Origin of the sequence: Methylobacterium planeticum, assembly GCF_008806345.1 — a bacterium.
GTDB classification, from domain to species: Bacteria; Pseudomonadota; Alphaproteobacteria; order Rhizobiales; family Beijerinckiaceae; genus Methylobacterium; species Methylobacterium planeticum.
This window is the reverse complement of record NZ_VZZJ01000014.1, coordinates 74,434-94,969: the sequence shown is the minus strand read 5'-3', so window position 1 is coordinate 94,969 and position 20,536 is coordinate 74,434. Positions and strand designations below refer to the sequence as shown.

20 protein-coding genes and 1 pseudogene are annotated in these 20,536 nt (G+C 67.1%); 12 read left to right on the top strand and 9 right to left on the bottom strand.

All coding sequences use genetic code 11. From position 1 onward, the window contains the following. Positions 1-107: 107 nt before the first annotated feature. The 5 genes from F6X51_RS16570 (at position 108) to F6X51_RS16555 (ending at position 2,330) form a co-directional block, all read left to right on the top strand. A complete protein-coding gene (locus F6X51_RS16570) occupies positions 108-833 on the top strand; it encodes a GntR family transcriptional regulator (protein ID WP_150964783.1) in 726 nt (241 codons plus the stop codon). Positions 834-983: 150 nt separating this feature from the next. Further along, positions 984-1,217, top strand: a complete 234-nt coding sequence (locus tag F6X51_RS29065) for a hypothetical protein (protein WP_407658579.1) — start codon at positions 984-986, stop codon at positions 1,215-1,217. Beyond that, positions 1,169-1,387: a hypothetical protein gene (locus tag F6X51_RS28640; protein WP_246696852.1), complete on the top strand. Its 219-nt coding sequence runs from the start codon at positions 1,169-1,171 to the stop codon at positions 1,385-1,387. The genes F6X51_RS29065 and F6X51_RS28640 overlap by 49 nt, the downstream gene beginning before the upstream one ends. A gap of 55 nt (positions 1,388-1,442) precedes the next feature. Further along, complete coding sequence (locus F6X51_RS16560) at positions 1,443-1,652, top strand: hypothetical protein (RefSeq protein ID WP_150964782.1); 210 nt, start codon at positions 1,443-1,445, stop codon at positions 1,650-1,652. 423 nt (positions 1,653-2,075) lie between these two features. Next, positions 2,076-2,330, top strand: coding sequence for a hypothetical protein (locus F6X51_RS16555; RefSeq protein WP_150964781.1), 255 nt, complete (start codon positions 2,076-2,078; stop codon positions 2,328-2,330). A gap of 42 nt (positions 2,331-2,372) precedes the next feature. Here the strand turns inward: F6X51_RS16555 and F6X51_RS16550 are convergent, their stop codons facing one another. Then, positions 2,373-2,678 (bottom strand): DUF4214 domain-containing protein, encoded by a 306-nt coding sequence (locus tag F6X51_RS16550; protein ID WP_150964780.1) that lies wholly within the window; start codon positions 2,676-2,678, stop codon positions 2,373-2,375. Positions 2,679-3,127: 449 nt separating this feature from the next. Further along, a complete protein-coding gene (locus F6X51_RS16545; RefSeq protein WP_150964779.1) occupies positions 3,128-3,367 on the bottom strand; it encodes a hypothetical protein in 240 nt (79 codons plus the stop codon). Between the two features lie 146 nt (positions 3,368-3,513). Between F6X51_RS16545 and F6X51_RS16540 the strand changes: the two are divergent. From F6X51_RS16540 to F6X51_RS16520, 5 genes and pseudogenes are all read left to right on the top strand, one after another. Then, positions 3,514-4,038 (top strand): annotated as a pseudogene (locus tag F6X51_RS16540) (LysR substrate-binding domain-containing protein); the annotation flags it as partial. Between the two features lie 691 nt (positions 4,039-4,729). Further along, the gene (ugpB, locus tag F6X51_RS16535; protein WP_150964778.1) at positions 4,730-6,073 is read left to right on the top strand and encodes a sn-glycerol-3-phosphate ABC transporter substrate-binding protein UgpB; all 1,344 of its coding nucleotides are present in this window, start codon (positions 4,730-4,732) and stop codon (positions 6,071-6,073) included. Positions 6,074-6,103: 30 nt separating this feature from the next. After that, positions 6,104-6,985: an ABC transporter permease subunit gene (locus tag F6X51_RS16530; protein WP_150964777.1), complete on the top strand. Its 882-nt coding sequence runs from the start codon at positions 6,104-6,106 to the stop codon at positions 6,983-6,985. A gap of 70 nt (positions 6,986-7,055) precedes the next feature. Beyond that, a complete protein-coding gene (ugpE, locus tag F6X51_RS16525) occupies positions 7,056-7,880 on the top strand; it encodes a sn-glycerol-3-phosphate ABC transporter permease UgpE (protein ID WP_150964776.1) in 825 nt (274 codons plus the stop codon). Next, complete coding sequence (locus F6X51_RS16520) at positions 7,880-8,965, top strand: ABC transporter ATP-binding protein (RefSeq protein ID WP_150964775.1); 1,086 nt, start codon at positions 7,880-7,882, stop codon at positions 8,963-8,965. Before ugpE ends, F6X51_RS16520 begins: the two co-directional genes overlap by 1 nt. Before the next feature lie 484 nt (positions 8,966-9,449). Here F6X51_RS16520 and F6X51_RS16515 read toward each other — a convergent pair whose 3' ends face one another. Next, positions 9,450-10,379 (bottom strand): UDP-3-O-acyl-N-acetylglucosamine deacetylase, encoded by a 930-nt coding sequence (locus tag F6X51_RS16515; RefSeq protein WP_150964774.1) that lies wholly within the window; start codon positions 10,377-10,379, stop codon positions 9,450-9,452. 281 nt (positions 10,380-10,660) lie between these two features. Here F6X51_RS16515 and F6X51_RS16510 point away from each other — a divergent pair, with 281 nt between their 5' ends. Continuing rightward, on the top strand, positions 10,661-10,915 hold the full coding sequence (locus tag F6X51_RS16510; RefSeq protein ID WP_150964773.1) for a hypothetical protein: 255 nt from the start codon (positions 10,661-10,663) through the stop codon (positions 10,913-10,915). A gap of 1,053 nt (positions 10,916-11,968) precedes the next feature. Beyond that, positions 11,969-12,127 carry a hypothetical protein gene (locus tag F6X51_RS27975; protein ID WP_191970145.1) on the top strand — a complete coding sequence of 53 codons (159 nt, stop codon included), beginning with the start codon at positions 11,969-11,971 and terminating at the stop codon, positions 12,125-12,127. A 149-nt stretch (positions 12,128-12,276) separates the two neighbouring features. On the opposite strand, the gene F6X51_RS16500 is transcribed toward F6X51_RS27975, so the two are convergent. From F6X51_RS16500 to F6X51_RS16475, 6 genes are all read right to left on the bottom strand, one after another. Then, a complete protein-coding gene (locus F6X51_RS16500; protein WP_150964772.1) occupies positions 12,277-14,958 on the bottom strand; it encodes an MGH1-like glycoside hydrolase domain-containing protein in 2,682 nt (893 codons plus the stop codon). Positions 14,959-14,972: 14 nt separating this feature from the next. After that, the gene (locus tag F6X51_RS16495; protein WP_150964771.1) at positions 14,973-16,922 is read right to left on the bottom strand and encodes an amylo-alpha-1,6-glucosidase; all 1,950 of its coding nucleotides are present in this window, start codon (positions 16,920-16,922) and stop codon (positions 14,973-14,975) included. Between the two features lie 267 nt (positions 16,923-17,189). Continuing rightward, a complete protein-coding gene (locus F6X51_RS16490) occupies positions 17,190-18,374 on the bottom strand; it encodes a lipase family protein (protein WP_150964770.1) in 1,185 nt (394 codons plus the stop codon). Between the two features lie 125 nt (positions 18,375-18,499). Further along, positions 18,500-18,805, bottom strand: a complete 306-nt coding sequence (locus F6X51_RS16485) for a GCG_CRPN prefix-to-repeats domain-containing protein (protein ID WP_246696844.1) — start codon at positions 18,803-18,805, stop codon at positions 18,500-18,502. 151 nt (positions 18,806-18,956) lie between these two features. Further along, a complete protein-coding gene (locus F6X51_RS16480) occupies positions 18,957-19,493 on the bottom strand; it encodes a cytochrome P460 family protein (protein ID WP_150964769.1) in 537 nt (178 codons plus the stop codon). Beyond that, complete coding sequence (locus F6X51_RS16475; protein ID WP_150964768.1) at positions 19,483-20,526, bottom strand: alpha/beta fold hydrolase; 1,044 nt, start codon at positions 20,524-20,526, stop codon at positions 19,483-19,485. The genes F6X51_RS16480 and F6X51_RS16475 overlap by 11 nt, the downstream gene beginning before the upstream one ends. Between the last annotated feature and the right edge of the window lie 10 nt (positions 20,527-20,536).

Here is a 20,536-nt window from a genome sequence, read left to right as displayed (position 1 = left end):
TTGAGGCGTGCCTATTATGTACGTACATTAAATCCCTACTTTATGTACGGACATAATGTCAATATGATCGCGGCGTCGAAAAGCGCACGCTGCGCAACGAGGGAAAGATGGCAGAGACGCGGTATGCGCAGGTGGCGCGAGACCTGACCGAAGGCATTGCGAGCGGTCGCTTCCCGGTCGGCTCGACCCTGCCCACGGAGTTGGACCTGTGCGCGCATTACGGCGCGAGCCGCCACACGGTGCGAGTCGCGATCCGGGAGCTGCAGGACCTTGGCCTCGTCACCCGCAACAAGAAGGCGGGGACCCGGGTTGAAACCTCGGTGCCAGTCGTTGGCTATCGGCAGGCCCTCACCTCGGTCGAGGATCTGATCCAGTTCGGCGCTGCCCACGTTCGCGAGGTCCGCGACATCGCGGAGGTCGAGATCGCACCGGCGCTGGCGGCCCATCTCGGCTGCCCAGTGGGCTCGCGCTGGCTCAGGATCTCCAGCTTCCGACGTGATGGAAAACCGGGAGCCGCGCCCGTCGGCTGCACCGATGTGTATGTCGATCCCGCCTATGCCGAGATCGGCGAGATCGTGCGGGCTTCTCCCGATGTGCTGATCAGCACCCTGATCGAGCAGCGCTACGATTGTCGGATCGCCGAGATCCGACAGGATGTGCAGGCGGTGCGCCTCTCACCTGAGAAGGCAGCGCTCCTGCAGGCCGAGACAGACGCCCCTGCCTTGCGCATCCTGCGGCGCTATCTCGATAGTACCGGCAGGGCAGTGGAGATTTCGGACACGCTTCACCCGGCGGACCGCTTCACGGTCACTCAACGCCTGCGCCGCGAATAAGACCTGTCGCGTTCCGTATCGTCCAACCTGCGAACGTCCGCTCGAGGAGCAGCATCGGGCCTTCGCGATGACGCCGCCGAACGTCGAGCTGCAGACGGCACAAGGCAAGAGTATCGCCGTCGCGGGCGAGGAGGCGGACGTCTCCGAGCAATGGGCGCTCTGAGCTCGACAGCGGCGGAAGCCCGTGGCGGAGGAGCTATTGCGGTTGGCGTGATCAGTGGTCTGGCAGCCGGCGCATTGCTCGGCGCGGCGGTCTCGGAGGCGCATGCGGCGCCGGCCTATGGCTACGGCGATGCCCGCCCCGTGCCTGTATACGGGTATGAGGACGCTCAGCGGTGCAGTACGAGATCAAGGTGGCTGGTGCCGACAAGGAGCAGACGGTGAAGATCCACCCGGACGGCACGGTCATGGGGCATCGACCGATGTGCGAAATCTGCAGGATGCGTCAGTGGGTGGGCTCCCAGCCTGCCTACAAAAACTCCAGCGAAACTTTTCTTCTCACCGCCCGTATGGGGCGGGAGGAGAAATGCCCTTGTGCTCACGCCCCCTCCTGACGCCTAGGCCGGCTCCGCCGGCTCTGGGCGCGAGCATGCCTCACTGGAGAACCTGATGAAGAAGATCCTTGCCGTCACGGCTGCTGCTCTTCTCAGCACCCTCGCCGCAGGCGCAGCCTCAGCGGCTCCCATTGGACCGGGTGGGCTGCAGGCCGATCAGGCCAACGTCACGCAGGTTCGCATGACGCACCGCGAGCACATGATGAAGAAGCGCATGATGCGCAAGCACATGATGAAGCGTCGGATGATGCGCCACGGCATGTAAGCCACTGCCAGCCCCGCAACCTGAGGGTTTGCGGGGCTCTTCAACACCTCCGGCGCCGTTGGTCGCGTACAAGTACCGCCGAATTTGATCAGCGGCTGTTCTCGTTGCTGCATGGCCTATGATCTCAGGAGAGGTCGTGCCTCCAACAAATGACTTCCTCACGTGAAGACTCACGAGAGGAAGCATCCAGCGGTGATGTGTGGCAGGAGCTTGCGGAGGACACTCGGGCGACCGCCCTTGCTCCACCTCCTGAAACAGAGCCGAGGCGCCCACGCGCGAAGTAGGCATGCCATGCTCGGGGCGGATCGCTTCCGGATGGACGCGCAAGGCGGAGAACCTTTCGCGGATCGCTGCGAAACATAGGCTCGCGAGCAACGGCCGGTCGGAGCGGGGACGCGCGGATCGGGCAATGAGCTGATCCCGGTGGAGCAGCTTGCCGAGGATACCCGCCCCATCGTCGTCGACACCCTGGACAAGCCGGATGACGTGGCGGCCGACGCCAGCCGGCAGCGCCTCGACCTCCTTGGACAAGCAGGGACGCTCACCTCCGGCTTGGACACCGCGGACATCATCGGAGCGCGGGGCAGTCTCGAGAAGATGCTCGCTTACCAGCGCGCGACCATCCACACCGTCCACATGACGATGGCCGTGCACATGAGCCGGCATGACGAGACATGAGGGATGCGGCCGGCGATCGTCTCACCGGCCGCAGCGGTTTATTCAGGCTATGCCGTAATCCAGCAGGATGCCGTTCTGCAGCTGATGGTCGGTCTGGTTGTGGTTCTCCGCGCGCTCAGAGAAGCCGAGCAGCACGCTACCGCGATCGAGCACATGATTGTTCAGGGCGTTGGTCCAGTTCTGGAACCCGACCGCATCCCGCTCTCGATGGAGGGTGTTGTGGTAGAGGTTCGTGACGAACTGCGCATTGGTGGTGTTGGCGCCGTAGGTCTGTAGCGCCTCCGGTGAATAGACGAAGGCGTTGGCCATGTCGTGGAGGTTGATGGTGCCGTTGTCGAGCAACTGCACAGAAGCCCAGTCAGGAGACCACCATTGCCACCTGTCGAGCCCGTACCAACGTCTACCCCAGGATTGATCACGGGCGACATCGCGGTCGAGCCCGTCGAACCCGGCCCCGCGTCGACCGTCACTGCCGAGGTTGTGCCCCCCGCTCCAACATTGAGGGTGAGCAGAGGGTCGAGATTGAGGTTGAGGATGCTTCCGCTGGCAGTGCCGCTCCCGATCCCGAGGCCGAGATCGAACAGCAAGCCACCGCTGGTTGTGCAGGACTGAGCACCGCCGGACGTGCCGAGAAGCCCAAAAAGAGCCATAAATACACGTCGAAATTGCGATTTTCTCAGAAACCAGACGATTTCTGATATTTTGTGCAACTCTGGGGCGAGTATGTAAGTTGCGAAGCAAATTGTGGATAGTTAAGTCATATTTAATCCGAACAAGTTTCTTAATGAATACAACTTCTAATTTTGTATCGAGCCTGAAGGGTTGGAGGCTTGCTCCTGCGAATGCGAAGCGGTTTCGCTTTTGCCGATCAGAACGGATCTGGCTCCATCCGCGCGGGCAGAAAGCGCAGCCACCGCTGTTTGCTTCCGCCCGTCGGTCGCGTCGTCCCGGCTCTCCATTGTGACGGCAGCGGCCATACTCATCCGCCTCACGATCTCAAAGCCGGTACTGGCGGCGGCAGCTTCGCGAGGGGCCATGCGGCGTCTCCTGTCGGCTGCGCATCTGGCAGGCCGTGGGTGACCGCGCGAATGGTGGTGACCGCGCGAACGGTGGTGACCGCGTTCATGGTGGTGTTGGCGGCGGACTGGCCAAGGCCGGCAGCAATGGCGGCATGTCGGGGCGGTTCAATCACAAAGCCTTCGAGCATGGGGCCTGGACCGAGATGATGGTCGAGGACCTGATGCTCATCGTGCCAGCCAGCCACCCGATTGCCTGCCAGGAACAGATCGGCTTCCAGCACATCTTTTCGCTTCCATTACCGATCGTCCTGCCTGGGCGACCGAATATCCTCCGGGTCGTGATCGAGCAGCTGGCCGCTCGTCACGAGGTCACGGCGACGGCGATTGATTGCGAGAGCCTGCCAGCCATCGCGGAACTCGTCCGCTCGAAAAAGTACGCGGCGATCATGCCGCACTTCGCTCTGTCTGCGGAAATCAAGCGTGGAGAGATGGTTGCGGTCCCTATCACAGACCCAACGCCGTCTTGGCTTCTCTCCGTTGTCGTCTCCCAGCGTACACTGAACGGCCGTGGCAGCGAAGGCGTTGCCAAGGTGTTGGCGGGGGTCATCGCCGAGCTCGTGGAGAGGGGCACGTGGCGGGCGCGGCTCAAGTCGACCGAAAGGCCGTCGCCGGCACGGCAGCGCGCGTGATTCGAAGGGCCGCGTGGTCGTTATCTGACGGCGTCGATTCCATTTCGAGCATGGCTTGGTTGCGGTTGCGACGCGAGAACGCCCCGCTACGCGTCGTCTCGCCCTCGGGCAATCCGGCGCGCTCGAGGTCTCGGGTCCAGGATCGGGGATGCGCGACGACGAGGTTCGCCTGCCCACCGCTCATGCGTTGACCTGAGCCGCAGAGGACGAAGCTGGGCGATGTCCGGCTGCTGCTGGCGCAAGGCAGGCGGCTGCGGCATGTCGGGCGAACGCGGGAATGGCGGTTCTCGGACGGGTCGGAACGGGAAGCGAACATTGCGCGTCAATTGCGTTTCGCAGGAAGCGATTGTCGGGATGTTCCCAGCGCCTATGCCCGAGGCCGCGTCCCGGCTCAGATCGGAAACAGCCTCGCATTCTTCCGTCCAAAGTGCTGCGACGACCTCGCGCGCGAAGATTTTCGGCGCCTCAAGCTGCGGGACGTCGGCGCAGTCCGGCAGGCAGCATGAGGGGGACCTGCCTCAGGTCGGTGCCAAACTGAACCCAGCCGCGCTCGTCCTGCTTTCTTCCGCTGTCATGCGCGTGCATGATGCAACCGTGAGCATGCTGCCGCTCCGGCGCAGGCGTCACCAAGGGATCTCGTTTCAAGCCCGACTTCAACGGGCGCTTCGATCCCGCGACCGGGAGGGTTTTTATGAATCGTCGCGCTCTGTTGGCCGGCGTCAGCAGCCTCGCCGCATGGACAGTGTCACGACCTTCGACCTCCGCCGCCGCGGGTGACAAGACGCCCATCGTCCTCTGGCATGCCATGTCGGGGGCGAATGGTGAGGAGGTCGATCGGCTGGCGCGCGACTTCAACGCGAGCCAGTCGGAGGTCGTGCTCGAAGCGGTATTCAAGGGTACCTATCCGGAGACGCTGACGGCAGCGATTGCCGCCTACCGGGCCGGCAAGGCGCCGCACATCGTCCAGATCTTCGAGGTCGGCACCGGCACCATGCTGCAGGCCGGGCCGGCCATCAAGCCGGCCTGGAAGCTTGCTGAGGAGACCAGCTTCGCCCTCGACTCCAACGCCTACATTCCCGGGGTGCGCGGTTACTACAGCCTGCCGGACGGCAAGCTCGCCTCGATGCCGTTCAACTCCTCGACGGCGGTCATGTGGTACAACAAGGACGCGTTCGAGAAGGCTGGGCTCGACCCGGACAGTCCGCCGACCACCTACGACGACTTCACCAAGGCCGCCCGTACGCTCGCCGCCAAGGCGGCGACGCCGATCGCCAGCACCTCCGCCTGGATGACCTGGATCCAGTTCGAGGAATACGCCGCGATCCAGAACCTCGGCTACGCCACCGAGAACAACGGCTACGACGGCCTCGGCGCGCAATTGCTCATCAACACCAAGCCCTTCGTCGACCAGCTGCAGCGCTTCATGGACCTGTCGAAAGACGGCGCCTTCAAGTATGCCGGCCGCGACGGGGCGCCGGACGCGGTGTTCTATTCCGGCCAGGCCGCGATCGGGTTCGGCTCGTCGTCGGGCCGCGCTGACATCGTCAAGAACGCGCATTTCCGCTACGCCGAGGCGTTCCTGCCGACCGAGCCGGCGCTGAACCCCAAGCCGAACAACTCCATCATCGGCGGCGCCAGCCTGTGGGCCATGACCGCGCCGAAGCGGGGCGAGGCCGAGTACAAGGCCGTCGCCGCGTTCTACGCCTTCATCGCCAAGCCCGAGCAGGTCGCCCTCTACGCCCAGCATACCGGCTACGTCCCGGTCACGGTCGCCGGCTACGAGGCGACGAAGCAGTCGGGCTACTTCGACAAAAATCCCGGCACCGATGTGCCGGCGCGCCAGCTCTCCCGCGGGGAGCTGACCCCGAACTCCCGCGGGCTGCGGCTCGGCCGCCTGCCCGAGATCCGCGCCATCCTCTACGAGGAGATCGAGAAGGCGCTGCAGGGGCAGCAGAGCGCGCAAATCGCGATGGACAGTGCCGTCGCGCGCGGCAACCGGGTGCTGCGCGAGTTCCAGAAATCTGCCAGGGGATGACGCGACGGGTCGGCGAAAGGCTCCCCAGGCATGGAACGACGAACGCTGTTTCCAGGGCGACTGCTGCCCGCCCTGCTGATCCTGCCCCAGCTGCTGCTGACCTTCGTGTTCTTCCTCTGGCCTGCCGCTCAGGCGATCTGGTCGAGCGCGATGCGCGAGGACGCCTTCGGCACCAGCACGGAGTTCGTCGGTCTCGACAACTTCGCCGACCTGTTCGCCGATCCGCTCTACCTTGCGTCGATAGGGCGGACGGCTCTGTTCTGCGCATGTGTCACCGCCCTCTCGATGGGCGCGGCGCTGCTGCTCGCCGTCCTGGCAGACGGGGAGATCCGCGGCCGCGCCTTCTACCGCACGATGTTGATCTGGCCCTACGCGGTGGCGCCCGCCATGGCGGCCGTGCTGTGGGTGCTGATGTTCCACCCGCAGATTGGCCTCGTCGGCGCGTGGCTGAACAGGATCGGGATCGTCTGGGACTACAAGCTCGACGGCACGCAGGCGATGGCGCTGGTGATCCTTGCCGCCGCCTGGAAGCAGATCAGCTACAACTTCATCTTCTTCCTCGCGGGACTGCAGGCCATCCCGAAGACGATCGTCGAGGCAGCCCGCATCGACGGCAGCCGCGGCGTCCACCGGTTCCGCACCATCGTCCTGCCACTGCTGATGCCGACCGTATACTTTCTGCTCGTCGTCAACCTTGTCTACGCGGCCTTCGACACCTTCGCGACGATCTACGCGGTGAACGGCGGGGGCCCGGCCCAGTCGACCCAGACACTCGTCCTCAAGGTGTATCTCGACGGCGTCGTCAACGCGAACATCGGCTCGTCCTCGGCGCAGTCCGTGGTGCTGATGGCCGGCGTCATCGTGCTCTGCGCGCTGCAGTTCCGGTTCCTCGGGCGAAAGGCCGTCACGTGACGCGCTGGGCCAACGTTCATCCCGACACGTCCCTGCCCTCGCGTCCGCGGGCCGCGGCACCGGAGGCACCATGACCGGCCGCCTCATCCCTCATGCCGTCCTGGTCCTGGCGATCCTGCTCTTCGCCCTGCCGATCTGGATCGCGGTCGCCGGCTCGACGCAGGATTCCGCCGTCATCGCGCGCGGCGAGATCTCGCTGATCCCGCGGCTCTCCGGCCTCGGCGTCTACCGCGACGTGCTGCTGCATGGGTCGGCTGGGGCGGGGCCGGTCTGGCACGCGCTGATGGTCTCGGCCGGGATGGCGCTCGCCATCGCGTTCGGCAAGATCGCCCTGTCGCTGCCTTCCGCCTACGCGGTGACCTTCTTCCGTTTCCCGTTCCGCATGACGGCGTTCTGGCTGATCTTCCTGACCCTGATGCTGCCCGTCGAGGTGAGGCTGATCCCAACCTTCCAGGTCATGTCGTCCCTCGACCTCATCAACAGCTTCACGGGATTGACGATCCCCTTGATCGCCTCGGCGACCGCGACCCTGCTGTTCCGGCAGACCTTCCTGACCCTGCCGGACGAACTCGTGGAGGCGGCGCGGATGGACGGGGCCGGGCCGCTGCGCTTCCTGCGGGACATCGTGATCCCGGTGTCGGGCGCCAACATCGCCGCCCTGTTCGTGATTCTGTTCGTCTACGGCTGGAACCAGTACCTGTGGCCGCTCCTGGTCGCCACCGATCCGAAATACGACACGGTGGTGATCGGCATCGTCAAGATGATCGGCGTCGACACCGCCACGGAGTGGAACAAGGTCATGGCGACCGCCGTGCTGGCGCTGATCCCGCCGGTGGCGGTGGTGTTCCTGATGCAGCACTGGTTCGTCAAGGGCCTGACGGAGGGCGACAAGTGATGGCGGGCCTGAGGCTCGAGGGACTGCACAAGAGCTTCGGGGCCATCGAGATCCTGAAGGGGGTCGACCTCGCGCTCGCTGACGGCGAGATGCTGGTGATCGTCGGCGCGTCGGGCTGCGGGAAATCCACCCTCCTGCGCCTCGTGGCAGGGCTCGAGACGCCCACCGCCGGCCGCATCTTGATCGACGGGCGCGACGTCACGGGGCTCGACCCGTCGGCGCGCGATATCGCCATGGTATTCCAGAACTACGCGCTCTATCCACACATGAGCGTTTTCGACAACATGGCCTACGGGCTGAAGATCCGCGGCCTGCCCCGCGCCGCGATCCGCGCCAAGGTCGACGAGGCCTCGGCCCTGCTCGGGCTTGAGGCGCTCCTCGAGCGCAAGCCGCGCCAGCTCTCCGGCGGCCAGCGCCAGCGCGTCGCCATGGGCCGGGCCATCGTGCGCGATCCCAAACTGTTCCTGTTCGACGAGCCGCTTTCGAACCTCGACGCGAAGCTCCGCGTGCAGATGCGCGGCGAGATCCGCCGCCTCCAGCGCCGGCTGAAGGTGACGAGCCTCTACGTCACCCACGATCAGGTCGAGGCCATGACCCTGGGCGACCGTCTGCTCGTCATGCATCAGGGCGTGCCGGTGCAGCTGGCGACGCCAACCGAAGTCTTCGAGTATCCGGCCGACACCTACGTGGCGGGCTTCATCGGCTCGCCGGCGATGAACCTCCTGCCCGGGGTGCTCGGCAGGAACGGGACGGCGGTGACCGTGGCGGGCACCGAGATTGCGCTCGCGCCCTCGAGGTTCGCCGCGCCCGACGGCCACGCCGTGATCCTGGGCATCCGCCCGGAACATGTCGTGCTCGACCCGTCGGGCATGAGCTGGCCGGTCGAGATCGTCGAGCTCCTCGGGTCGGAGATGCTGGTGCATGCCCGCCGTGGCGGCGAAGCCTCGCTGACGATCAAGATCGTGCACGGTCCTGCGATGAGCGATGTCATTCGGGTTTCGTTCCCGTCCGAGCATGTCCACCTCTTCGATCAGGCGACGGGTCTCCGGCTCACGCCGGCAGGATCCGGCGTTCCCCCGTCTTAGGCAGCGATGATCCGCTTCTGTCGGTATCCACGGCCTTGAGCGTGTTCCGGGTGCCCGAAGCCCGGGCCTCGGGCACGGCGACGCTCGGAAGCGTGACGGCGGGAGCGCCGAGCAGCGCGAGGGTGCGAAGGGGCGCGGGCATCGGTCGACCTCGTGCCGATGTGTCAGGGATCCATACAGGCAGCCGCCGGCCGAGGCGTAGGGAACGCCTGACAGCCGGAGCACTCCGTCTGTTCCCTGGCCCGGCCCCCCTGCTCGCGAAGGGTATCCCGGCCTGCTCGGGTGATCTCATACTCGCGCCGGTGATGATCGATCATGGGGGCCGTCTGCACGAGCAGGCCACGGCGCACGAGCATGGCGCCGAGCGTGTCGGTGCCACCGTAGACCTGTGGCGCATGTTCCAGCCTCTGCCGCCGCTTGAGACACCGAGGCGCTCGCTCCTGCCGGCCGGACTTGATGAGGGACGGTCTCCTCAAGAGCGTTCTCACGCTGCGGTCGCTCCCACGATCTCCCAGGCAAACGGGTCGCGCATCAGTTTGGCAACGAGGGCATGGTTCAACTCGTGCCCCGTATGAGCCGCGGTGACGCGCCCGAGGATCGAATGTCCTGCAAGTGACAGGTCGCCGACGAGGTCGAGAACGCGGTGCCGTACGGGCTCCTCCGGAACCCGCATGCCGCCGATGATGCGCCCACCGACGATCCCGGCCGTGGTCGACAGGTTGGCTCCACGCAGGACGGGCCGTCGCGTCAGGTAGGTGTAGAGCTTGGCGGGCAACGCCCATTTCAGGCGCCCGAAACTGCGCGAGGGGGCAAGGTCCCGCACGAAGCTCTCAGGCGTGATCACGCCCTCCCACCGCATCTCGCCAAAATGCGCCAGGGCCAGGTGCGCAGCGATGGAAAGCCTCTCCGCCGGCTCGATCCGCAGGGAGCGCCGTCCATCCCGCACCTCGACGCTGCGCAACACCTTGATCATGGTGCGGGGAACGTCGAGATCGACCCGCCCTGCATCCCGGATTGCCTCGCACCACGGTGTCGCGCTTCCGTCGAAGATCGGCAGTTCCTCGGCGTCGATCTCCACCAGCGCGTTGTCGATCGCGAGGGCGCTGAGGGCGGCCAGCAGATGCTCGACCGTGCGGACCAGCGTCCCGTCAGGGGCCTGAAGAGCGGTGCACAGGGGCTGGGAAACCCGAGCCTGCCATCTGGCGGGAACCGCGACGACCCGGCCGCTCCGCAAGCGCCGCTGAAAGACGACACCGGTGCCAGCTGCGGCCGGGGAAAGCCGCACATTCGCATGCCGTCCGGTATGAAGGCTCGACCCATGCTTTTCGAACGAAGCAGCCAGAGTTCCTTCAGACCTGAAGCAAACGCTCTGAGGGGCCGATGGGCCGGCCGGCGGTATGAACGGATACGTCATGCTGAGTTGTTACGATCGCAGGGACGTCAAAGGTCAGAGGCTCCGCTTCCTGTCTGCGCCAGGAGCGCGCCAATTGTGGATTGCGCGTGGCAGACTGAATTGTTGCTGAAGCTGGGCTCGGCGAGGCTTCCCCATCCCGCCGACGGGCGTCGAGGCCGATGCGGGTGAGGCTTGAACGCCACTCTGCACCTTGCGCATGAGTGGGCGGCAGCATGGCGGATGCGCCGTCGCTCAGACTGGCTTATGCTGAGATGTTGGGGGGCTGACAGACAGGCTTTGCTGTGCTGGACGATATCTTCACCTACGGCGGCGAGCTCCTCGGGCTTATCGCCTTCGCGTTGTGGCTCTGGTTCGCCCTGCGGGTGTTCCCAAGCTTCGAGACGATCATCACACGCTATGAGGACGATCTGCGGCTCGGCGGTTCCCAGCCGAGCGCGGAGGGAACGGTGCATGTCGGCAGATTGAACCGCCTTGCCGTCAGCGTGACGGCTCTCTCGTTGTTTTTCTCAGCGGTCGGATATGCCATCCCCGATTGATCCGTGCGGTCCTTTGCGACGACTCATCCTCTGTTCGGGGCGAAATATTTTTCTCTCCTGGGCTCGGATCTGCGCTCGTTGAGGGCAACGACCAGGGGGCGATGTTTTCGTCTTCGACGATACTCAACATGTCGCGAATACAGTGCGCAGGCTCTCGCGCCATATTGGCGATATCGCTCACGCATTGCGATGCAATGCCGGCCGCGACTGGACCTGCTGAACGCCGAGGAAGAGGCGCGCATCCGCGATCTGGTCCTGCTCGGCACGCGGCCGGACGGCTGGGACGGCGACGAGCCGACCGCCGACACCCCCCACGCGACGCCGTCGACCCCAACGGAACGGTGCAGCCCCTCCTGATCGGAGCGTTGTCATGACCGACCACGACCGCACCGGCACCGACCCGCACGAGGGCTCCGCGATCGCCATCCAGACCGGCAACGGCGCGATCACCATCGGCTCGGTGTGATGGACTGCGCCGTCGGTCAACTGTTCCGCTGTCGATCTTAGAGCGCCGCGCGATGATCTAGGTATCGTGGCGGCGCCCAGTGCAGGAAGTTTTCTACGCAAACGCTCGAGGGCCGGTTATTCCCCGCATAGAGTTCGACGCGCCTTTCGTCCCATGGCAAACCGGTGATCGCCGAAGCTCGCGCCCAATGCTGTGTCTTCACGTCTTCGGGGTAGTACAGCGCGACTTGTCGCGGATCATCCACGATATTGGTAAGGACTGCCGCAGAGCAGCTTGCGCAGCTCCGGCCATCTTCTTGCAGGCCTGCGACGGTGTAGAGGGGCACATAGAGTTCGATGTGAGCCTCCGTGAGAAAAATTGCAGATCTTCAGGGTCTGAACTCAGGATCGTAGCGATCAGGAACTGGTTCAACCGTGCGTACGTCTGCGGACGGGTCCTCACGCGAGGCGAGCATGCGGAGCGGCTGGTCGAGCGTCCGCGGCCGGCCGCGAACCGAACGGAAACATCGGCAAGGAGCTTCCCAGATGGGGCCAGGCGTTGCCGGAAAACGCGGACATCGGCGGAGCGCTGATCAGTGGAGGCCCGGCATGACCACCATCGTCGGACGTGCCGGGCGCGAGATTCGCGCCCTTCCCTGCAAGCGCGACGCCGAGCGGATCATGCCGGTGCGCGATGTCGTGGCGCTCGTCGCCCTATTCGACGCGCAAGGGCATTCGGGCCGGACGGCGGCCTCCGCCAAACGGTGAGGGTCGGAGGGCCGAGTCCCTCACCGCCCACCATGATATCCTCGATCTCGCCGGCCCACGGCAAATGCTCGCCGATGCGGCTGCGGAAGGCATCGTGATCAGGTTCGATCGGTGAAGGGTTCCGCGTCGGTGCGAGCGGGGCTCCGGTCCTACGCGGAGGGCGGCGGCCGGATCTGGTCTTGGAGATCGGGGAACAGCAGCAACGCGACGAGCCCGGTCCATCCGGTCTGATGCCCGGCACCGAGCCCCGCGCCGGTGTCACCGTGGAAGTACTCGTGGAACGGCACGTGGTCGCGGAAGGCCGGGTCCGTCTGGAACCGGTCGTTCGATCCCAGCACCGGACGACGCCCGTCCGGACCGCGTAGGAACAGGCGCGTCAGGCGGCGCGCGAGTTCCTCGGCGATCTCCGGCAGGGTGCGGTATTGGCCGGACCCCGTCGGGCATTCGAACTGCGTATCGCTTCCGTAGAAGCTGCCGAACCGATGGAGGGCCTCGATCAGCAGATAGTTGATCGGCATCCAGACCGGACCTCGCCAGTTCGAGTTGCCGCCGAACACGCTGCTGGTCGATTCTCCAGGCTCGTAATCGATGACGAACCGCGCCCCATTCCAGTCCAGCGTGAAGGGCCGCTCGGCATGCGCCTTCGAGAGCGCCCGCAGGCCGTGATCGGACAGGAACTCGGTCTCGTCGAGCATGCGCGTGAGGAGCGCCTTCATGCGGTGCCGCCGCAGCAGCGCCAGCAGGAGACGCTCGCCCTTTCCGGGCTCGTTCCAGCGCGAGACCAGCGCGGCGAGGTCGCTCCGGTTGCGCAGCATCCAATCCGCGCGACGAGCGAAGTCCGGGAAGCGATCGGCGAGACTGACGTCGAGCACCTCGACCGCGCAGAGCGGGATCAGGCCGACCAGCGAGCGGATCCGCAAGGGTATCATCCGCCCGTCGGGCAGGTTGAGCACGTCGTAGTAGAATTCGTCCGTCTCGTCCCAGAGCCCGATGCCGCGGCCGCCGATGTTCGTCATCGCATGGGCGATGTAGAGGAAGTGCTCGAAGAACTTCGTGGCGATGTCCTCGTAGACCTGATCCTCGGAGGCGAGCTCCAGGGCGATGCGCATCAGGTTCAAGGTGTACATCGCCATCCAGGCGGTGCCGTCCGATTGGTTGATGTAGCCGCCCGTCGGCAAGGGGGCGGACCGATCGAAGATCCCGATATTGTCGAGACCCAGGAACCCGCCCTGGAAGATGTTGCGGCCCTGCGCGTCCTTGCGGTTCACCCACCAGGTGAAGTTCAGCATCAGCTTGTGAAAGACGCGCTCCAGGAAGGCGCGATCGGGCTTGCCCGTGAGGGCTTGATCCATCTCGTAGACGCGCAGGGCCGCCCAGGCATGGACCGGCGGATTGACGTCGCCGAACGCCCATTCGTAGGCCGGCAATTGGCCGTTCGGGTGCATGTACCATTCCCGCGTGAGCAGGATGAGCTGTCCCTTGGCGAATTCCGGGTCGATCAGCGCGAAGGTCACGCAGTGGAACGCCAGGTCCCAGGCCGCGTACCAGGGATATTCCCAGGTATCCGGCATCGAGACGATGTCGGCGTTGTTGAGATGGTCCCAATCGCTGTTGCGCCCATGGCGGCGGCTCTCGGCCGGCTCGGGCTGCCCGGGGTCGCCCGCCAGCCAGCGCCGCACATCGAAGTGGTAGAACTGCTTCGACCAGAGCATGCCGGCGAGGGCCTGACGCTGCACGAGGCGCGCGTCCGGATCGCCGATGCTGCGCTGGAGCACGGCGTAGAATTCGTCGGCATCGGCGAGACGCTCGGCCACGGCACGGTCGAAGGCTGCGGTGTCGCGCGTCGTCCGGTCCGGGGCCAGGCGATAGCGCAGCACGAGGCTCGCGCCGGCGGCGATGACGTGCCGGCTCAGCGCGGCGCATTTCGTCCCCTCCTTCAGCGGATTGACGCGGTCCCGGCGGTCGGCCACGACATCGTCGTTGATCGCGTCCTTGGAATGATGCGTCTCGCCCCAGCCGAACAGGCGCTGTGCATTGGTCTCGTTCTCGCAGAACAGGAACTCGGTGGGCTGGAGCGCCTGGAACCAGAGCGTCGGCCGGTTCGCGCGCGTCGCCTCGACCGTTGCCTCCTCGGCGAGGCGCAGGAGCGGCCGCGCGCCACCCTCCCGCCAGGACCAGGTGTTGCGCGACCAGAGTTGCGGCAGGACCTGAAGCGGCGCGGCCACGGGCCCCCGGTTGACGATCGTGATCCGCATCAGGATGTCGTCGGGGCCGGCCTTCGCATATTCGACGCTGATGTCGAAGTAGCGGTTCTCATCGAAGATGCCGGTATCGATCAGCTCGTATTCGGGGAGATCGTGACCTTTCCGGCGCCCGTTCTCCGCGACGAGATCCGCGTACGGGAAAGCGCCGTGCGGGTACTTGTAGAGCATCCGCATGTACGAATGGGTCGGGGTCCCGTCGAGGTAGTAGTAGAGCTCCTTGACGTCCTCGCCGTGGTTGCCCTCCTCGTTCGTGAGGCCGAACAGGCGCTCCTTCAGGATCGGATCGTGCTCGTTCCACAGGCCCAGCGCGAGGCACCAGAGCTGTCGGTCGTCGCTGAAGCCGGCGATGCCGTCCTCGCCCCAGCGGTAGGCGCGCGAGCGCGCATGGTCGTGGGGCAGGTAGTCCCAGGCCGTTCCGTCGGCGCTGTAATCCTCCCGCACCGTCCCCCATTGCCGCTCGCTGAGATAGGGCCCCCAGCGGTGCCAGCCTTCGTCGGCGCAGATGCGCAGGCGGCGGCCCTCGACGGTGTCGAGAAGGCGGCGTCCATCCGGTTCTGGCTCTGGCATGTCATGGCTCTCCGTCAGGGGGGCGCGAGGTCCAGCATGCGCTGGATCCGGATGTATTCGCCGAGCGACCAAGCCTGGAACGGACAGCCGCCGGGCCGATGCGGCGAGTCTCCGTCGGCGACCTCCGATACGTGGCCGAGGCCGGCCTCGCCGAGATGCGCCGAGAGCGGTGGCAGGAAGCGCGCGCGGGCTTCGGCCTTGGCCGCCTCGGACCGGCCCCGCACGGCGAGCCACGCATCGACGAACGGGCCCAGCAGCCAGGGCCAGACCGTGCCCTGATGGTAGGCCCCGTCCCGTGCCCGGGGATCGCCCGCATAACGCCCGACATAGGCCGGATCGTCCGGCGCCAGGGTGCGCAATCCGAGGGGCGTCAGGAGCTTGCGCTCGACGATCTCCACCACCGCGAGGGCCGCCTCTCCTTCGAGGATGGCGAACGGGAGACCGCCGACCGCGAAGATCTGGTTCGGGCGCAGGCTCGCATCCGCCGTGCCCGGTATGTGCCCGACATCGACGACGTCGTGAAGGCCGCCGGCGGGGCCGATGAAGCGGTCGCGAAAGGCCGCTCGTGCGCGCGCCTCGGCCTGCGCGAGGCTCGGCGACCAGCGGGTTGCCCCGATATGGAGCGCGTTGATCCAGAGGGCCTGGATCTCGACGGGCTTGCCGATGCGGGGCGTCACGACCCAGTCGCCGACCTTGGCATCCATCCATGTGAGCTGGAGGCCGGGTGCCCCGGCTGCGAGCAGCCCATCGCGGTCTGCCCGAATGCCAAACCGCGTGCCGGACGCGTACCCCGACAGGATCGCCTCGCATGCAAGCCGCAGCCTGCGGGCGACAGGCTCGGCCACCACCCGGCCGGCCGCCTCGCAGGCCGCGAGGAACTCGTGCACGGCGACGATGTACCAGAGCGAGGCGTCGACGGAATTGTACTCGGGCGCCTCGCCGGAATCGGGGAAGCGGTTCGGCATCATCCCCTCGCTGACGACGCCGGCCCAGGCATCGAGGATGCCCTCCCCGGTTTCGAGTTCCCCGAGTGCAAGGAGCAGGCCGCGCAGCGCGATGAACGTGTCGCGGCCCCAATCCGTGAACCACGGGAAGCCCGCCACGAGCGTGCTTCCGGCGCCTCGGTCGACACGATAGCTCCGCGCGGATCCGCGCAGCCGCGATCTCGTCGCATGCCGACCCGTGCGCGCCTGCGCCGCGAGGCGTTCCGCGTAGGACGAGGCACGGATGGCCAGGCCGTCGCCCACCCGCAGCACCATGACGGCCGGCCGCGTGCCGTCGAGGTCGAACTCGAACGTGCCCGGGGACGCGAGATCCTCGATGTCGTCGAGGCCGCGCTCGCGCTCGGCCGCGTACAGGAACTGGCGATACCAGGCGGGTTCGTGCGCGTACCGGCCATTGGTGAGGGCCGCGATGGCCGGGAGGTCGGGGTAGGGGCGCCAGGCCACGTTCCCGCCCTGGCAGCGAGCCGCGAAGTCGAAGGCGCCATTCTCCCGGTGGAGCGCGTGGTAGTCACGCCCGGAGAGCAGGGGCCGCAGGGTGAGCCGGCATGACCCCTCTCCGGTGACGCGCTGCCAGCGCAGCAGCGTCTCGCAGGCATCCGGATCGACGAGGATTTCCTGTCGGATCTCGGCTCCGTCGGCGAGGCGGTAGGTCCAGGTCGGCCACGGCTCGGTGGTGAAGGTCTGGATCGCCTCGAAGCCGCGAGGGTAGAGGACGTCCGGATGGTAGCGCTGGGTGCTGAGGGCGAAGGTGCCGGACCCCGTGCCGACCCATGCCTCGAACCCGTTCACCAGCACGACCCGGCCCGTGGGCGGCCGCGTCGCGGTCAGCAGGAGCGCATGGTAGCGCCGGGTGCGCAGGCCGGAGGCCGTCCCGGAAGCGAAGCCGCCGAGCCCATCCGCCTCCAGCCATTCATCGCGCTCGCCGGGAACGATCGCCTCCGCGGGTTCTGTGGCGGGCATCGAGGTCTCCGCGTCATGCCGGTCTCCCGACTGGCCGAAAGGCTCGCCGTTCGGGGCGGCCGGCGCCTCTCACGGGATACGGATCGGTCGGGTTCGGCAAGCGGACGGTGCATTCCGCACGGCAGACGCCCGACGGCACTGTGTCCCGTGTCGCGGCAACCGGGAACGGGTTTGGTCGTCGGCCCCTCACGCTCGGTTTGGTGCTGCGAGGACATCCGGCATCGCTTCCGCCTCGCTGGGGGGCGGACACCGCCGCCGGCCGGTCCTTCAATTCGCCCCGCAATTGCTCGGGGCCGGCTCGCCCGCGAAGCGATCCCCGATCCAGTCGATCGCAGCCGGCGCCGCGTCGCGCGCGATCGAGAGGTGTCCGACGCCCGGGACCAGATCGAACGCGACCCGGCTGCCGGCTCGGCACAACCTCGCCCGGTAATCGAGCGTCACGCGCGGCAGCACGAGGTTGTCCGCACTGCCCTGCGCCAGGAAGACCGGTATGCCGGGCGGAAGCGGACCGGGCGTGTTGCGAGCGAGGAGCGATCGCCAGGGCTCGCGATCCGCCAAGTTGTCCACCGCGAGGAAGCTGCGGTCGAGCGCCCGCGAAGGGCCGCGCCGTTCCAGCACGTCGACGATCGTCTCGATGCAATCGTTGGCGAGTTCATCGATCACGGGCAGCGCGGCGGGGGTGACCACCTTCGTGATGGGTGCTCCGTAGACGCGCGACCACGACCACAGCGTCATGGCCGTCAGGTTCTTGCCGCCCGAGGTGTCGAGATCGGCCATCATCAGCGTGGCGAGCTCGGTTGCCGGAGCGGCCGCCGCAACGCCCACGAGCGTCAGCTCCGGCGCGTAGCTCCGGGCCAGGATGCCGGTGAACAGCGAGGCCTGCCCGCCCTGTGAATGACCCCAGACGGCGAATGCGGGCGCGGCTCCGGCCGGTTTGGCCAGCTGGTGAGCGGCCCGCACCGAATCGAGCACGGCCCGGCCCTCGCTGATGCCGACGAGGTAAGGGTGCACGCCCGGCGTGCCGAGGCCCGGATAGTCCGTCGCGGCCACGATGTAGCCCCGCGCCAGCATCTCACCGAGGCCTTGGATCGAGCGGTACAGGCCGCGAGCGAGCGACGGCGCACATTTGTCGACGACCCCGGTGGTCGGGTGCGCCCAGGCCACGATGGGCCGGCCGCCGGGCGGGATCGGCCCACCCGGCACGATGATGGCGCCCGAGACGGCGATCGGCTCGCCGCGCAGGCCGGTCGAGCGGTAGAGCACGCGATAGGCCGCGGCTCCCTCCGGCGCATTCGGGAGCGGCTGCCAGTCGAGCAGGGTCCCGGGCGCGGCGCGGGCGCCCGCGCCGCCCGCAGGGGCTTGTCGCGCCTCGACGCCGGCGGCGACGGTCTGCAGGCAAGCCGCGAGGGCGACCATCCCGAACACGCGGACGGCGCATGCCCCCAGCCTCATCGCGTGCCGACCGCGCCGGGAGGCAGGCTCATGCTGGACGACTTCGTTCACCGCGCCCTCCGGACGTTCTGGGCCTTGAGCGTGGCGGGACCCGCCACGCCCTGTTCCTCGCGGATGGCGGGACGCTACTTCCAGCCGCCGCCCGGGAGGCGTCCGTGGTAGGGCGTGTTGCGGCAATGGCCCCAGGGGCCGCGCCAATATCCGGGCGGGCAGCCGTTGCCGGCGCGCACCTGATACCAGCCGCCGGGCAGCGGGCCGACATAGGGCGTGTTCCGGCAATGACCCCAGGGACCACGCCAGCGCCCGGGACCACAGCCCCCCGCCACCAGGGTGACGGGGCCCGAAGCTCCGGGATCACGGATCATCGGCAGGGCATGGGCAGGCGCCGCGAGCCCGAATCCGGCGCACAGCGCCAGGATGGTCGTCTTCATGGTGTCGAAGCCTCCGGCGGTCGCGAACCAAGAAGACTTGCGACACGCGCACTGACAATCCCCTGCCAAGCTTCGCGCAAGTGTCGGTAATTTCCGTACCGTCCCACCGGGCCGGAGCGCGGACGATCCCGCGCATCCAGGCGGTCTGCGCCTATCGAGCGTAGCGCGTGAAGACGAAATCGTGCGGCTTCACGCGGGCCTCGTGGCAGGCGAAGCAGGTCCGGTGCTGAGCCTCGTCGACGGGCTTGCCGTCGATGAAGCGGCCGAACCCCCAGCCGCCCGTCTCCGGGTATCGGTTGGCGTCCTTGACCATCACCTGCACGGTCGTGGATCGGCCCGGGATCGTCGCCGGCTCGAACTCGGGCGAGGGGACGTGCTGCCAGGCAAGCTTCACCAGAATCGTCCCGTCCGGAAAGGGGAGCGTGCCGTCGCGGTAGGCTGTGATCGCGGTGTCGTTGCCGAGCACGGCCCGCAACTCGTTCAACGGCTCCCCCTCGAGGGCCGGGGCGACGAGCCGCCAGTCGCGGTAGCCCTCAGGGATGGTCACGCCGAAGATCGGCGATCCCTCCGGCCGCGGCGCGTCGTCGCCGGCGCGGGCCGTGGCGAGGAGCAGGCCCGGAAGCGCTGCGGCCACGAACAGCAAGCGGCGAAGGGGCCCGGGGAAGGCGTTGCGGCGCTCAGAAGCCATCGACGTCGACCACCGCCTTGGCGAAGGCCTGCGGTGCCTCCTGCGGAAGATTGTGTCCGATGCCGCCCGTGATCAGGCGGTGCTCGTAGCGGCCGGTGAACATCCTGGCATAGTCGGCCGGTTCGGGATGAGGCGCCCCGTTGGCGTCACCCTCCAGGGTGATCGTCGGGACCGGGATGACGGGCAAGGCGGCGAGCTTCCGCTCCCATTCGTCGTACCTCGTCTCGCCCTGCGCGAGCCCGAGGCGCCAGCGGTAATTGTGGATCGTGACGCTGACATGGTCCGGATTGTCGAGGGCGCGCGTCGAGCGCGCGAAGGTCGCATCGTCGAAGCGCCAGCGCGGGGAGGCCTGTTCCCAGATCAGCCGCACGAAGTCGCGGGTATGGCGCGCATAGCCCTCCCGGCCCCGTTCGGTGGCGAAGTAGAACTGATACCACCATTGCAGCTCGGCTCTCGGCGGCAAAGGCTTCGCGTTCCGCTCCTGGCTGCCGATCAGGTAGCCGCTCACCGAGACCAGCGCCCTGCAGCGCTCCGGCCGGAGTGCCGCGATGATGTCCGCGGTCCGCGCGCCCCAGTCGTAGCCCGCGATGATCGCCCGCTCGATCTTGAGCGCATCCATGAAGTCGAGGGTGTCGACGGCGATGGCCGCCTGCTGGCCGTTGCGCGGCGTCGCCGGGGAGAGGAAGCGGGTGGCGCCGTGGCCGCGCAGATACGGGATCAGGACGCGGTAACCCGCTTCGGCGAGCGCCGGCGCGACGTCGGCGTAGCTGTCGATGTCGTAGGGCCAGCCGTGGAGCAGCAGGACCGGAGCGCCGCTCGCCGGCCCGACCTCGGCGTAGGCGATGCTGAGATCACCGGCGTCGATCCGCTTCAGGGCGCCGAGCGCGGTGTGCGGCGCATCCGCGGGACCGCCGGACGGGCTTTGGCCGGACTGCGCCCTGGCCGATTCGATCAGGCCGAGCCTGGTCGCCGCGAAGGCCGCGGCGGCGGCGCCAACGAGGCGCCGCCGCTCAACATCGATCGTCTCACCCATCTGGCTCTCC